This is a genomic window from Streptomyces sp. NPDC059861 (assembly GCF_042731435.1).
Classification (GTDB): Bacteria; Actinomycetota; Actinomycetes; order Streptomycetales; family Streptomycetaceae; genus Streptomyces.
Map to the genome: position 1 here is coordinate 267,671 of NZ_JBHWJQ010000002.1, position 13,931 is coordinate 281,601.

The 13,931-nt window shown below is 69.5% G+C and carries 10 protein-coding genes; 6 read left to right on the plus strand and 4 right to left on the minus strand.

Translation table 11 applies throughout. From position 1 onward, the window contains the following. Window positions 1-101: 101 nt before the first annotated feature. The 3 genes from ACFV6X_RS03310 to ACFV6X_RS03320 form a co-directional block, all read right to left on the minus strand. A complete protein-coding gene (locus ACFV6X_RS03310; protein ID WP_385376849.1) occupies window positions 102-1,730 on the minus strand; it encodes an ABC transporter substrate-binding protein in 1,629 nt (542 codons plus the stop codon). Between the two features lie 560 nt (window positions 1,731-2,290). Next, a complete protein-coding gene (typA, locus tag ACFV6X_RS03315) occupies window positions 2,291-4,198 on the minus strand; it encodes a translational GTPase TypA (protein ID WP_365454962.1) in 1,908 nt (635 codons plus the stop codon). A 268-nt stretch (window positions 4,199-4,466) separates the two neighbouring features. Next, on the minus strand, window positions 4,467-6,539 hold the full coding sequence (locus tag ACFV6X_RS03320) for an ABC transporter family substrate-binding protein (RefSeq protein ID WP_385376852.1): 2,073 nt from the start codon (window positions 6,537-6,539) through the stop codon (window positions 4,467-4,469). Between the two features lie 297 nt (window positions 6,540-6,836). On the opposite strand from ACFV6X_RS03320, the gene ACFV6X_RS03325 reads away from it, so the two are divergent. The 4 genes from ACFV6X_RS03325 to ACFV6X_RS03340 are packed head-to-tail and all read left to right on the plus strand — an operon-like array spanning window position 6,837 to window position 10,735. Beyond that, window positions 6,837-7,127, plus strand: coding sequence for a hypothetical protein (locus ACFV6X_RS03325; RefSeq protein WP_385376855.1), 291 nt, complete (start codon window positions 6,837-6,839; stop codon window positions 7,125-7,127). Between the two features lie 33 nt (window positions 7,128-7,160). After that, entirely contained in the window at window positions 7,161-7,997 is an 837-nt protein-coding gene (locus tag ACFV6X_RS03330) for a hypothetical protein (RefSeq protein WP_385376858.1), read from the plus strand. An 18-nt stretch (window positions 7,998-8,015) separates the two neighbouring features. Next, window positions 8,016-9,956: a fumarate reductase/succinate dehydrogenase flavoprotein subunit gene (locus ACFV6X_RS03335; RefSeq protein ID WP_385376861.1), complete on the plus strand. Its 1,941-nt coding sequence runs from the start codon at window positions 8,016-8,018 to the stop codon at window positions 9,954-9,956. Then, complete coding sequence (locus tag ACFV6X_RS03340; protein WP_385376864.1) at window positions 9,953-10,735, plus strand: succinate dehydrogenase/fumarate reductase iron-sulfur subunit; 783 nt, start codon at window positions 9,953-9,955, stop codon at window positions 10,733-10,735. Before ACFV6X_RS03335 ends, ACFV6X_RS03340 begins: the two co-directional genes overlap by 4 nt. Here the strand turns inward: ACFV6X_RS03340 and ACFV6X_RS03345 are convergent. Then, window positions 10,724-11,644: a class I SAM-dependent methyltransferase gene (locus ACFV6X_RS03345; RefSeq protein WP_385376867.1), complete on the minus strand. Its 921-nt coding sequence runs from the start codon at window positions 11,642-11,644 to the stop codon at window positions 10,724-10,726. The two genes, ACFV6X_RS03340 and ACFV6X_RS03345, sit on opposite strands and share 12 nt — an antisense overlap. A gap of 301 nt (window positions 11,645-11,945) precedes the next feature. On the opposite strand from ACFV6X_RS03345, the gene ACFV6X_RS03350 reads away from it, so the two are divergent. Both ACFV6X_RS03350 and ACFV6X_RS03355 read left to right on the plus strand, forming a co-directional pair. After that, window positions 11,946-13,601 (plus strand): hypothetical protein, encoded by a 1,656-nt coding sequence (locus tag ACFV6X_RS03350; RefSeq protein ID WP_385376870.1) that lies wholly within the window; start codon window positions 11,946-11,948, stop codon window positions 13,599-13,601. A gap of 103 nt (window positions 13,602-13,704) precedes the next feature. Next, window positions 13,705-13,931: hypothetical protein (locus tag ACFV6X_RS03355; RefSeq protein ID WP_385376873.1), on the plus strand; the 227-nt coding region annotated here is incomplete at its 3' end.

Genomic DNA, 13,931 nt, shown 5'->3' on the forward strand with positions numbered 1-13,931 from the left:
GCGCGTCTCTCCGCGGTACGGAGACTCATGCCCGCCGGCCCCCCGCCGGCACCGGTGACGGTCCGGAATTCCGGACCGTCACGCGGGTGCGAACTGTTCGCTTACTTCTTGATGACCTGGATGTCCTGGAGGACCGGGTCACCGTTGTTGTCGAACTTCACGTTCTTGACGTTCGTGGAGTAGCCGTAGTTGGCCTTGTAGTACCAGAGCGGGATGGCCGGCATCTTCTCGAACATGGCCTTCTCCGCCTCCTGGTAGGCCTTGATCGCGCCATCCAGGTCCGCGGCGTTGTCACCCTTCTTGAAGAGGGCGTCGATCTCCTTGTCGGCGAAGCCGGAGGTGTTGCCGTCCGCCTTGGAGCCGTACAGGTCCCTCATGAAGTTGACGTTCAGGGGGTAGTCCTGGACCCAGCCACCGCGGTAGAGGGACTTGACCTCCTTGGCGTCACGCGCGTCGAGGTCGGTCTGGAAGTCCGGCTTGGAGTCACCGACGCACTCCACGCCGACGGCCTTGCGGATGCTGTTGCAGACCGCCTCCACCCACTCCTTGTGACCGCCGTCGGCGTTGAACTGGATGCTGATCTTGTTACCCGGGACGCCGCCGCCCTCCTCGACGAGCTGCTTCGCCTTGGTCGGGTTGTAGGTCAGCACGTCGCCCGCCACGCCGGGCTGGAAGCCGGCCACACCCTTGGCCACGAAGCTGGTCGCGGCCTCACGGGTGTTGTTGAGGACGGTCTTGGTGATCGTCTCGCGGTCGATCGCCATCGACAGGCCCTGCAGGACCTTCGGGTCGATGTCCTTCCACTGTGCGGTGTAGAAGGCCGGGACGATGGACTGGACGGCGTTGTAGTCCTGGTCCACCGCGCGCTCGCCGAGGTCCGTCTTGCGCTTCGGCAGGTCCTTCGGGCCGATCTGGCGGATGACGTCCAGGTTGTTGGAGAGCAGGTCCTGGTAGCCGGCCTCGACGGTGGTGTAGTTCTTGAAGATCACACCGCCGTTCTTGGGCTTGTCCGCGCCCTTGTAGTCGGCGAAGGTCTTGACCTCGATCTGCTTCTTGTGCTCCCACGAGACGAACTCGTAGGGGCCGTTGCCGACCGGCTTCTCACCGTAGCCCTCGGGGTCCTTGAAGAAGCCGCTGGGCAGCGGGGACCACACGTCGTAGCCGAGCTTGTACTCGAAGTACGGGATCGACGAGGTCAGCTCGATGGTGAAGGTCTTGTCGTCGACAACCTTCAGACCCGACATGCTCTCGGCCTTGGGGTCGCCGGACTCCGGGTGGACGTCGTCGAAGCCCTTGATGTCGGCGAACCAGTAGCTGTTGGTCTGGTTGTTCTTGATGTTGGCGGCCCAGTTCCAGGCGTCCACGTAGGACTTGGCCGTCACGGCCTCGCCGTTGTGGAACTTCCAGCCGTCCCTGAGCGTGACCGTCCAGACCTTGTTGTCCTCGGTCTTGATGGACTCGGCGTTCTCGTAGACGACCTTGCCCTTGTCGTCGAAGTCGACGAGCTGGGAGAAGATCGCGCGGATCACCTTGGATCCGTTCGACTCCTTCGCGTTGGCCGGCTGCAGCGGGTTCTGCGGCTCACCGACATCGACCGAGAAGATGCCCTTCGGGTCGACAGCACCACTGTTGCCGCCCTCGCCGCTGTCGCCCCCACCGCCACAGGCGGTCGCGCTCAGTGCCACCACCGCGGCTATTGCCACCCACTTGGCGCTCCTGGCACCACGCATGGGTTCCTCCTCATGAGTCCATAGGTTCACCGCAAGGGGAAGCACTCGACACGCCGCCGTCACTGGCGCCGTCCACAGTCAAGTGCCCCCACGCTCGTGAGTCGGCGCCGGATGCGGCGCGTGACCCTTTAGTCCGAGCTCTACGCGCCTAACTATCTGCCATGGGCAGACGACCGAACCACAGTCCCAAGGTCTCGGTTCGATCACACCTTGCGTGTACTTCTTCCAAAATGCGGACAAAGCGTTTGCCGAAAGATCACTGCGAAACGGACTTGTTACACACCTATCGGCTGCAGGCGTCCGCATAGCGGACGTACGGGGGTAAAAACCAGTTGCGGATTCGGCTCCCGGAATGCGGGTGCACCCGTCATGCCGCTCCGGCGGACGCGCGGCCGTGACGAGACGTCAACAGGGCAGGAGAGCGCATCGGCAGGAGCGTAGTGCGATACGGGCCTTCTGTGAGCTTCCTGAGCGAAGACGCAGGGTTTTCCCTACGCGGCCCAAAGCGACCGCGCCGGACACCCCCGAGGGGGCGCCCGGCGCGGTCTACGACGTGGTTCTCAGCCGTGCTTGGCGCGGCTCGCGGCGCGGGCGCGCTCACGCGCGTCCAGGTTGACCTTGCGAATACGAACGGCCTCCGGGGTCACCTCGACACACTCGTCGTCGCGGCAGAACTCCAGGGACTGCTCCAGGGACAGCTTGCGCGGCGGGACGATCGCCTCGAACGAGTCGGCCGACGACGACCGCATGTTCGTGAGCTTCTTCTCCTTGGTGATGTTCACGTCCATGTCGTCCGAGCGCGAGTTCTCGCCGACGATCATGCCCTCGTACACCTCGGTGCCGGGGTCGGTGAACAGCACGCCGCGCTCCTGGAGATTCGTCATCGCGAACGCGGTGACGGCACCGGAGCGGTCGGCGACCAGCGAGCCGTTGTTACGGGTCTGCAGGGTGCCGAACCAGGGCTCGAAGCCCTCGTGGATGGAGTGGCCGATGCCGGTGCCGCGGGTCTGGGTCAGGAACTCGGTCCGGAAGCCGATGAGGCCGCGGGACGGCACCACGAACTCCATGCGGACCCAGCCGGAGCCGTGGTTCGACATGTTGTCCATCCGGCCCTTGCGGACGCCCATGAGCTGCGTGACCGCGCCCATGTGCTCCTCGGGCACGTCGATCGTCATGCGCTCGACGGGCTCGTAGGTCTTGCCGTCGACGACCTTGGTGACCACCTGCGGCTTGCCGATGGTGAGCTCGAAGCCCTCGCGGCGCATCTGCTCGACCAGGATGGCCAGCGCCAGCTCACCGCGGCCCTGCACCTCCCAGGCGTCCGGGCGCTCGGTGTCCAGGACCCGGAGGCTGACGTTACCGATCAGCTCACGGTCGAGGCGGTCCTTGACCTGGCGGGCGGTCACCTTGCGGTCCTTGACGGCCGCCTTGGCGTCGGCGCCCTTGCCGGTGCCGCCACGGCCGACCAGCGGCGAGGTGTTGGTGCCGATGGTCATGGAGATCGCCGGCTCGTCGACCGTGATCAGCGGGAGCGGGATCGGGTTCTCGGTGTCGGCGAGGGTCTCGCCGATCATGATGTCCGGGATACCGGCGACGGCACAGATGTCACCGGGACCGGCCTTCTCGGCGGGCTTGCGGGTCAGCGCCTCGGTCATCATCAGCTCGCTGATGCGGACGTTGCTGACGGAGCCGTCGCGCTTGATCCAGGCGACGGTCTGGCCCTTGCGCAGCTCGCCCTGCTCGACGCGGACCAGCGCGATACGGCCGAGGAAGTTGTCCGCGTCCAGGTTGGTGACGTGCGCCTGGAGCGGGGCCTGCTCGTCGTAGTTCGGAGCCGGGATGTGCTGGAGGATCGTCGAGAAGAACGGCTGCAGATTGGTGGAGTCGGCCGGGACCGTGCCGTTCTCCGGCTTGGTCAGCGAGGCGATGCCGTCGCGGCCGCAGGCGTAGACGATCGGGAACTCGATCTGCTCCTCGTCCGCGTCCAGGTCGAGGAAGAGGTCGTAGGTCTCGTTGACGACCTCGTCGATGCGGGCGTCCGGGCGGTCCGTCTTGTTGATGCAGAGGATGACGGGGAGCCGGGCCTGCAGCGCCTTGCGCAGCACGAAGCGGGTCTGGGGCAGCGGGCCCTCGGAGGCGTCGACCAGCAGCACGACACCGTCGACCATGGAGAGGCCGCGCTCGACCTCACCGCCGAAGTCGGCGTGGCCGGGGGTGTCGATGATGTTGATCGTGATCGGGTCCCCGCCGTCCTTCGGGTGGTACTTCACCGCGGTGTTCTTGGCGAGGATCGTGATGCCCTTCTCACGCTCCAGGTCGTTCGAGTCCATCATGCGGTCGTCGACGGAGTCGAGCTGGTGCGCGGCGAAGGCACCGGCCTGCTTGAGCATGGCGTCGACGATGGTCGTCTTGCCGTGGTCGACGTGGGCGACGATGGCGACGTTGCGGATGTCGTGGCGCGTGGCCATATTGCGGCGTACTCCCGGGATGGTGAGGACGGCTACGCGTAGGACTGTGTTACGCGCGCCCTGCCGGGCTTGACACGCCACGGCCTCACCCCATCGTACGGGGCCGCCGCGGGTGAGGCTTGCGCGGATACGTCGGCCCAGGTGGGGGGCGTTATGGGGGGCCATGGCCGTCCGCGGCGCCGGCCGGTGCTCCACGCCCGGCCGGAGCAACACCGCTCGGCCCGGCGCCGCGGGGTGCCGCCGCGCCGGGCCGAGCAGGGGGGCGGGATCAGTTCCCGGTCGTCGCCTTCGCCGACTGCTTGGGCTTCTTCAGGAAGCCCATGTCCTCGTACACCGGGGTCTCGAAACCGAAGGAGCCGGTGTTGGCGAGGTTCTTGCGGGCGGCGGTCAGCTGGGGGCGCTGATAGAGGGGGATGGAGCCGGCCGCGGCCCAGATGCGGGAGTCGGCCTTGCGGACGAGGTCTCGGGACTCCTCCTCGTCCAGCGTGGTGATGGCCTGGTCGAAGAGCTGGTCGACCTGGTCCGTGCCGACCCGCGTGTAGTTCTGCTCGATGCTCAGGGAGCCGTCGGCGGCGGGTACCGGCTTGGCGTAGATCGGCCGGGCGTCGGTCGCGGGGAACGCGGAGGCGGGCCAGGAGTACAGCGCGAGGTCGTACTCGCCGTTCGCGATGTGGTCCTTGAAGTAGCTCTCGTCGGGGACCTTCGTCGTCTCCGTGCTGATCCCCACCCGCTTCAGCATCCGCGAGATCCGGTCCGCGACCCGGTGCAGCGTGTCGGACCCGGGCCCCGACGGCAGGACGAAGCGCAGCGTGAGCGGCTTGCCGTCCTTGGCGAGCGGCCCGGCCGCGGGCCCCGGAGCCGCGGTGCCCTTGGGCGCGTACGCGCCCTGCGCCCCGCCACCCTGCTGGACGTGCTGCTTGCCGTCCTGGGCGAGGTTGCGGGGGTACTCCCGGTGGTCACGCCACTCCGGGTCCTCCCCCGCCTTGCCGTCCTCGCCGACGATGTACGTCCCGTCGTCCTCCGCCGCCGACTCCTCGGACTCCGGCGACGCCGACCTCCCCTTCGGTCCCGCCGCCTTCTCCTTCTTCGGCTCCTTCAGCGGCCCGCCGCGCACCCATCCCGCGTCGGCGAGCAGGGCCTGCGCCTCCTTGGTGTCCTCACCCCCGAGCGCGCCGCTGTTGTCGGCGTACGCCTCCTGCCCGGCCAGCGCGAGGTGGCTGCCGACCGGCTCGGTGGGCAGGCCCAGCGGCTTGAGGACGACCTCCGCCAGTTCTTTGCGGTCCAGGGCGCGGGCCACGGCCCGGCGGACCCGTTCGTCGGCGAGCGGGCCGGCGGCGCCGTTGAGGGCGAGCTGGGTGTAGGCCGGTTCCAGCGACTTGCGGACCTCGTAGCGGCCCAGCACCTGCGTGTCCGCGGGCGCCGCGGCCGCCCCGCCCTGGAGCGGTGTGGCGGTCCCCTTGGGCCGCCCGGCGAGCTCGATGCGCCGGGCGGTGGCCACGTCGACGTCGGCGAGGTCGACGGTCCCGGCGGCCAGCGCCTCGCCCCGCTTCTCGCGCGGTACGGCGCTCAGCACGATCTTGGAGAGCTTGGCGGGCTCCCCCCACCAGCGCGGGCTGCGGACGAGGGTGACCTCGTCCTTCTTCTTGTCGACGTTCCGCACGGTGAAGGGCCCGGCGGTGACCTTGAGCTTCGTGCGGGCCCCGTCGTTGAAGGAGTCGGGCGTGCCCATGACCTCCTTCGGGTACAGCGGCGAGAACAGCGACCTCCAGTCGGCGTAGGCACGGCTGAAGGTGACCTTGACCTCCAGGTTGCTGCCGCCCCGCTCGATCCGCTCGATCCGCTCGTACCCGGCGTTGCGCGCGGTCCAGTAGGCGCTGTCCTTCCCGGACAGGGCCCGCCACTGGGCGGCGAAGTCGGCCGCGCCGAGTTCCCGTCCGTCGCTCCAGACGGCCTGCTGGTTGAGCTTGTAGAGGACCACCTGCCGGGGCTCGGTCTTCACGACCTTCGCCGATTCCAGGTAGTCGGGGTTGATCTCCGGGCGCCCGCTCTCGGTCAGCCGGAACAGCGACGGCAGCACGGCCTGAGCGATCTTCGTCGTGGTCGCGTCGGCGTCGGCCTGGTAGGTGTTCAGCGTGTCCGGTACGGCGTCCACGGCCCAGCGCAGGGTGCCGCCGTCGGCGACCTGCGCGCGGCCGGCCGGCGCGATGTCCTGTCCGGCCAGCGGCTTGCCGGCCTCGTCGTCCGAGCCACACCCGGCCAGTGCGGGCACCGCGAGCAGACCCGCGGTGAGGAAGGCGACCGAGCGCATCACCGCGCGCAGTGTGACGCCGTCGTGAGACATCTCTGCTTACCTCCGGGAGCCGCGGGGGTTACGATCACTTTTGGTGGTATATGGAGCTGATCAGATGTTTTGCGCTTTATGCCGCCACTGAAGAGGAAAGGGTTCGGCAACACCGGGCGACACGGCGACGACGGCCGGGAAGCCCACTCGTGCGGCGCAACACACCACGGGATGCACCGGTGCGCCTCGGCCAATCGGTGCACGTCCCTTCCCAGCGACAGGTGTGACGCGCAACACTCGCAGGCGCATGACCGTTGCCACCCACGGCCACCGTGCCGACGGAAGTGAGGTCACGTCATGTCCGTGCACGACGAACTGACATCGGTGCAGCGCAGCCTGGACGACCTGTCCCGGTCGCTGGGCCGCCTGGAGCAGCAGCTCGGCACCGGCGGGCTCGACATACGCCGCGCCCGCACCGACTGCGAACACCTGCGCGAGAGCGTCGCGCTGCTCCGCGAGGCGGCCAGTTCTCCGGCCGCGCAGCGGCGCCCGGAGCTCGTCACCATCTCGGACACCCCGTACGACAACAGCCTGTGGGTCGACACGGACGACGAGGGACTCGGCGCCCGCGACCGACGCGCACCCTGACCGACCCGAGTCCCGACCGACCGGAGTCACACCTTGGCCACTGGTACGGAACCCACAACCTCAGATCACCATCACCCCGGCGGCGGCGTCCGGTCGGCCTCCCGCGCCGCGATCGGAGCCCCGCATCTGCGGACCGATCGCTGGTGGCTGGCGCCGGCCGCCACCGCCGCCGGGCTGTTCGCCTTCATCGTGTACTCGACCTGGCGGGCCTTCGCGAACACCGACTACTACGCGGCCCCCTACGTCTCGCCCTTCTACTCCCCCTGTCTGGCGGAGAACTGCGAGCCGATGAAGGGGGGACCCAACTGGGAGCTCTTCGGCGGCTGGTGGGGCATCTCCCCCGCGATCATCATCCTGATCTTCCCGCTCGGCTTCCGGCTGACCTGCTACTACTACCGCAAGGCCTACTACCGGGGCTTCTGGGCGTCCCCGCCGGCCTGCGCGGTGGCCGAGCCGCACAAGAAGTACAGCGGTGAGACCCGCTTCCCGCTGATCCTGCAGAACATCCACCGGTACTTCTTCTACGCCGCGATCCTCGTCGCCGGCATCCTGACGTACGACACCGTGCTCGCCTTCCGCGACGAGAACTACGAGTGGGGCCACATGGGCCTCGGCACCCTGGTGTTCCTCGTCAACATCGTGCTGATCTGGGCGTACACGATCTCCTGCCACTCCTGCCGGCACATCGTCGGCGGCAAGCTCAAGCACTTCTCCCGACACCCGGTGCGCTACCGGATGTGGCAGTGGGTCGGGAAGCTGAACGCCCGCCACATGCTGCTCGCCTGGACGTCGTTGGTGAGCGTGGCGCTCGCCGACTTCTACGTCTATCTCGTCGCGTCCGGGGTCTTCGACGATCCGCGCTTCTTCTAGATGAGTGGGGCCTTTTTGATGTCCGTGGTCGAGCGACAGGAGTGGGATGTCGTCGTGGTCGGCGCGGGCGGCGCCGGACTGCGCGCCGCCATCGAGGCGCGCGAGCGGGGTGCCCGCACTGCCGTGATCTGCAAGTCGCTGTTCGGCAAGGCGCACACGGTGATGGCCGAGGGCGGGATCGCCGCCGCGATGGCCAACGCCAACCCGCACGACAACTGGCAGGTGCACTTCCGTGACACCCTGCGCGGCGGCAAGTTCCTCAACCAGTGGCGGATGGCCGAACTGCACGCCCAGGAGGCCCCGGAGCGGGTGTGGGAGCTGGAGACCTGGGGCGCCCTGTTCGACCGTACGAAGGACGGCCGGATCTCCCAGCGCAACTTCGGCGGCCACGAGTACCCGCGCCTCGCCCACGTCGGCGACCGCACCGGCCTGGAGCTGATCCGCACCCTCCAGCAGAAGATCGTCTCCCTCCAGCAGGAGGACCACCGCGAGACCGGCGACTACGAGTCCCGCCTGAAGGTCTTCCAGGAGTGCACGGTCACCCGCGTCCTCAAGGACGGCTCCCGGGTGAGCGGTGTCTTCGCCTACGAGCGGGAGTCGGGCCGCTTCTTCGTCCTTCAGGCCCCCGCCGTGGTGATCGCGACCGGCGGCATCGGCAAGTCCTTCAAGGTCACGTCGAACTCGTGGGAGTACACGGGTGACGGCCACGCGCTGGCGCTGCTGGCCGGGGCGCCACTGCTGAACATGGAGTTCGTGCAGTTCCACCCGACCGGCATGGTCTGGCCGCCCTCGGTGAAGGGCATCCTCGTCACGGAGTCCGTCCGCGGCGACGGCGGCGTGCTGCGGAACTCCGACGGCAAGCGGTTCATGTTCGAATACGTCCCGGACGTCTTCAAGGAGAAGTACGCCGAGACGGAGGACGAGGCCGACCGCTGGTACGACGACCCGGACAACAACCGGCGTCCCCCGGAGCTGCTCCCCCGCGACGAGGTCGCCCGGGCCATCAACTCCGAGGTCAAGGAGGGCCGCGGCTCCCCGCACGGCGGTGTCTTCCTGGACGTGTCGACGCGGATGCCCGCCGAGGTGATCAAGCGGCGGCTGCCGTCGATGTACCACCAGTTCAAGGAGCTGGCCGACGTCGACATCACCGCCGAGGCGATGGAGGTCGGGCCCACCTGTCACTACGTGATGGGCGGCATCGCCGTCGAGTCCGACTCGGCGGCGGCGCGCGGGGTGCCGGGGCTGTACGCGGCCGGTGAGGTGGCCGGCGGGATGCACGGCTCCAACCGGCTCGGCGGCAACTCGCTGTCCGACCTGCTGGTGTTCGGGCGCCGGGCGGGACTGCACGCCGCCGAGTACGCGGCCGGGGTCGCCGCGAGCCGCCCCCGGGTGGACGACGTCCAGGTGGACTCGGCGGCGGCGGAGGCGCTGCGCCCGTTCTCCGCCGAGGCGGAGGTCGAGGAGCCGGCCGGTGGCCCGCCGGAGAACCCGTACACCCTGCACCAGGAGCTCCAGCAGACGATGAACGACCTGGTCGGCATCATCCGCCGTGAGTCGGAGATGGCGCAGGCCCTGAAGAAGCTGGCCGAGCTGCGGGCGCGGGCCCGGCGCGCGGGCGTGGAGGGCCACCGCCAGTTCAACCCGGGCTGGCACCTCGCCCTGGACCTGCGCAACATGCTGCTGGTCAGCGAGTGCGTGGCCAGGGCCGCGCTGGAGCGCACCGAGTCGCGCGGCGGCCACACCCGCGAGGACCACCCGTCGATGGAGCGCAGGTGGCGCCGTATCAACCTGCTCTGCCGACTCACCGACCCCACGGGCGGGTTGGCGGCGACGGACTCGGTCCGCGGCCAGATCGCCCTCACCCGTGAGGACACCGAACCCATCCGTTCCGACCTGCTCGCCCTCTTCGACAAGGAGGAGCTGGTCAAGTACCTCACCGAAGAGGAGCTGTACGAGTGAGCAGCTATGAGGCCCGCTTCAAGGTGTGGCGCGGGGACACGGACGGGGGCGGCCTGGAGGACTTCCAGGTCGAGGTCAACGACGGCGAGGTGGTGCTGGACATCATCCACCGCCTCCAGGCCACTCAGGCCCCCGACCTGGCGGTGCGGTGGAACTGCAAGGCCGGCAAGTGCGGTTCGTGCTCCGCCGAGATCAACGGGCGGCCCCGGCTGCTGTGCATGACCCGGATGTCGGTGTTCGACCGCCAGGAGACGATCACTGTCACCCCGCTGCGTGCCTTCCCGGTCGTACGGGATCTCGTCACGGACGTCGGCTTCAATTACGACAAGGCGCGGGAGGTCCCGGCGTTCGTACCGCCGGCCGGGCTCGGGCCGGGCGAGTACCGCATGATGCAGGAGGACGTGGACCGGTCGCAGGAGTTCCGCAAGTGCATCGAGTGCTTCCTGTGCCAGGACACCTGCCATGTGGTCCGCGACCACGAGGAGAACAAGTCCGCGTTCGCGGGCCCGCGCTTCCTGATGCGCGTCGCGGAGCTGGACATGCATCCACTGGACGCGGCGGCCGAGTCCGGCCTGGACCGCAAACGCACCGCCCAGGACGAACACGGACTCGGCTACTGCAACATCACCAAGTGCTGCACGGAGGTCTGTCCCGAAGGCATCAAGATCACCGACAACGCCCTGATCCCGCTGAAGGAGCGGGCCGTCGACCGCAAGTACGACCCGCTGGTCTGGCTGGGAGACAAGATCCGCCGACGGCCCGCGTCGTCAGGTGGCTGAGGCGCGCAGATAGCCGGAGTGCGCGACCTGTCCGAGGAAGGTGAACCGGGTGTCGGTGGTCATGTGCTTCTCGAAGGCCTCCTTGATGCCCGGCCACTTCGGGTGCCCGAAGTCGTCGAGTACGACGATCCCGCCGGGGGCGACGATCTGCTCGGCCCACTCCAGATCCTTGGCCACGCCCTCGGCGGAGTGGTCGCCGTCGACGACGACCACGCCGTAGGACCGGTCGGAGACGGCGGCGCGCACCTCGGGGTCCTCGGAGAAGCCCTGGTGGATCCGGGTCGCGGCACCGGCCGCGCCCACCAGCGCCAGATTGCTGCGCACGGCGGCCTCCCGCACCGGCGTGCCCGTCACGTCCCCGCCCATGGTGGTGCCCGGCTGCAGTTGCTGACCGGCGAGCGGGTCGACGATCGTCAGCCGGGGGTCGCGCCCCTCCCGCTCCATCATCCGGATCAGGGCCGCGCCGAACATGCCGTACAGCGTGCCTATCTCCAGGATCTCGTCGTTCGGCGGGTCGAGCAGCGGTACGGCGGAGAGCTTGCCGCAGATGTTCATCGTGCCGCCGGCTATGCGGCCGACGCCCAGCGCCTCCATCGCGATGAGCAGCCGGAACGACTGCGCGACCGCCCGCTCCGCGCCCTCCCCGTTCCCGGTGACATGGGTCAGCTCCGCGATCGTCCGATTCAGATGAGGCGTCGACGGCAGCCGTGACGCGCCGCGCCCGGTGCCGTCGAAGAACAGCTCCAGGGGCCGCTGACGGCTGCGTACCTTCTTCAGCTCCTGCTGCACGGCGTCGTAGGAGGTGTTTCCGACGGCCCGCCGGACCTCACGCTGGATGCGCTGGTCGATGAGCGCGACGACGGGCCGAAGGGCACGCCGGGCGACCTTGCTGGTGAGTAGAGCTCGCATGGATCGGTGACCCTCACAGGGATTAGGGGAAGTGCCGTGGAACGTAGGCCGCCCACAGCCACTCCACAACTAACGGGAGCACCCCTGGGGGCAAAGCGAACATGACGACTGTCCGACGAATCGGTGACACCGGGGGCGCGAGGCACCCTGTGCGCTCACGCGAACGGGTGACGGGGGCGACGAAACCCATGCGGGCCGCGGGCTGCGCCACCGCGAGTGGTGGCGGCCCGCGGTGCGCTCGGTCCACGCAAGGGACGCACACCACTCGCGGAGCCGCATTCCTGCTCATACGCTCCGAAATGTGACGCCCTCCTCGATCCGCCGCCGGCCCCGGCGTACGACCGCGCACATATCCGTGCGGGTCGCGCACGCGCTGCTCGGCGGGGTGATCGCGATCCTGTGGCTGGTGTGGCCCGAGCTGACCGCCTCGTCGAGCGGTGACCGACCGGCAGCACTGGCCCCCACCGCCCCCGCCCGGAGCGCGGCGGCCCAGGAGGAGGAGACCTCCACCGCCGACCTCGTCCTCCCGCTCGTCGCCCTGGGCACGGCGGCGGTCCTGGCCGCGTACACCTACGTCCGCCGCACCCGGCGCACCCGCACCCGCACCACCCCGGGCGGCCCCACGTCCGCCACGCCCCCCGCTCCGTCCCACCCCCTCACCCCACTCGACGAACAGTCACAGGCATTGCTGGTCGAGGCCGACGACTGCGTACGCGCCTCCCGCGAGGAACTCGCCGCCGCCGAGGCCACGTCCACCCCGCGGGCCATGAAGCCCTTCGCACAAGCGGTGCGGGAGGCGGAGTGGGAGCTCTCGGCGGCGTTCGCGATGCGGCAGCGGTACGACGAAGGGGTCCCCGCGGAGGCATCGGCGCGGCGGCAGGCGCTCGCCGGGATCGTCGGGCGCTGCACGGAGGCCGGGCGGCGGCTGGACGCGCAGGCGGCGGGCTTCGACGCGGTACGCGGCCTGGAACGGGACATCCGGTCCGCGCTGGAGGCGGCGGAGGTGAGGTTCCGTGAGGTGGCGGGCCGTACGTCGGCCGCCGAGTCGGCGCTGGCGGAACTCGGCAGGCGGTACGCGTCCACGGCGTCCGCCCCGGTCGTCGGCTTCGTCGAACAGGCAAAGGACCGCCTGGTGTTCACCACCGTCCACCTCAACCAGGCACGTCAGGCCGCCGACGCGAACGACCCCGGGCTCGCCGCCGCCCACCTGCGCGCGGCCGAGGGCGCGATCGCCCAGGGGGCGACCTTCGAGACCGCTGTCGAGCGCCTCGCCGGGGAGTTGTCGACGGCCGAGAAGCTGACAGGGGCGGCCCTGACGGGGGCGGAGGCGGAGATCGCGGGGGCGCGGCAGCGCATGGCGGGGGCGGAGGCGGAGGCGGAGGTCGCGGGCGCGCGGCAGCGCACGACCGGCCCGGCGGGCGGCGCGCAGACATCGCCCGCCGCCCGGATCCCGGTCGGTGAGCTGAAGTCCCGCATCATGCACGCCGACGCCGTCCTGGCCGGCGTACGCGAAACGCTGACCGGCGGGCCGTACGACCCTCTCGACGCCCTGCGCCGCGTCGTGCGGGCCGTCGCGCCGGTCGCGGCGGGGTGGGCCGGGGTGCTGCCGGTGGCCGGCGAACTGGTCGCCCGGAGCACGACGGCCGGGGCGGCGGACTTCGTGGCGACGCACCGGGGTGCGGTGGGGGCCGAGGCCCGCACGCGCCTCGCGACCGCCCGGCGGCTGCTGACCGAGGCACCCCTGACCGCCGACGCCCTCGCCCGCACCGCCCTGCACCTGGCCGAACAGGACGTCCGCATGCACGGCACCTCCGCGCCCGCAACGACCCCGCACTCCACCGGCGTCGGCGGGGCGCTCCTGGGCGGCATCCTGCTGGCCGGTGACTCGACTACCGGCCCGCCGACGAGCTTCGGTGGACCCGGGACCCGTGCGCGCCGCAACTTCCCACTCTCGTAACAAACCTCTCGCCCCGTCAGACAAAGAGCGTCCGTTTTATATGATGATCGGATCCTGTTGAGAGTTGATCCGATGACGCGCGGACGAGCGGGGGCGGTTGAGCGTGATCACACCGGAGCAGATCCCACAGTTCACTGGTGATCTGGCGCAGTTGGAGACGGACTACGCGGCGTTGAAGACGGACGCGGGTCATGTCCGTGATGCCGGGTCGGATGTGCATTCCCAGTTCCAGGGGTTGTCGGCGTATTACCGGGCGCCGGAGGCGGAGCAGTTGTTCGCGACGACGAAGCCGGTGAAGGACCGGGCGGACGCGTTCGCGGATGATCTGGA

Bases quoted from the DNA above. Each gene is read 5' to 3' on its own strand.
- ACFV6X_RS03310 (WP_385376849.1), bottom strand. From the start codon at position 1,730: ATGCGTGGTGCCAGGAGCGCCAAGTGGGTGGCAATAGCCGCGGTGGTG.
- typA (WP_365454962.1), bottom strand. From the start codon at position 4,198: ATGGCCACGCGCCACGACATCCGCAACGTCGCCATCGTCGCCCACGTC.
- ACFV6X_RS03320 (WP_385376852.1), bottom strand. From the start codon at position 6,539: ATGTCTCACGACGGCGTCACACTGCGCGCGGTGATGCGCTCGGTCGCC.
- ACFV6X_RS03325 (WP_385376855.1), top strand. From the start codon at position 6,837: ATGTCCGTGCACGACGAACTGACATCGGTGCAGCGCAGCCTGGACGAC.
- ACFV6X_RS03335 (WP_385376861.1), top strand. From the start codon at position 8,016: ATGTCCGTGGTCGAGCGACAGGAGTGGGATGTCGTCGTGGTCGGCGCG.
- ACFV6X_RS03345 (WP_385376867.1), bottom strand. From the start codon at position 11,644: ATGCGAGCTCTACTCACCAGCAAGGTCGCCCGGCGTGCCCTTCGGCCC.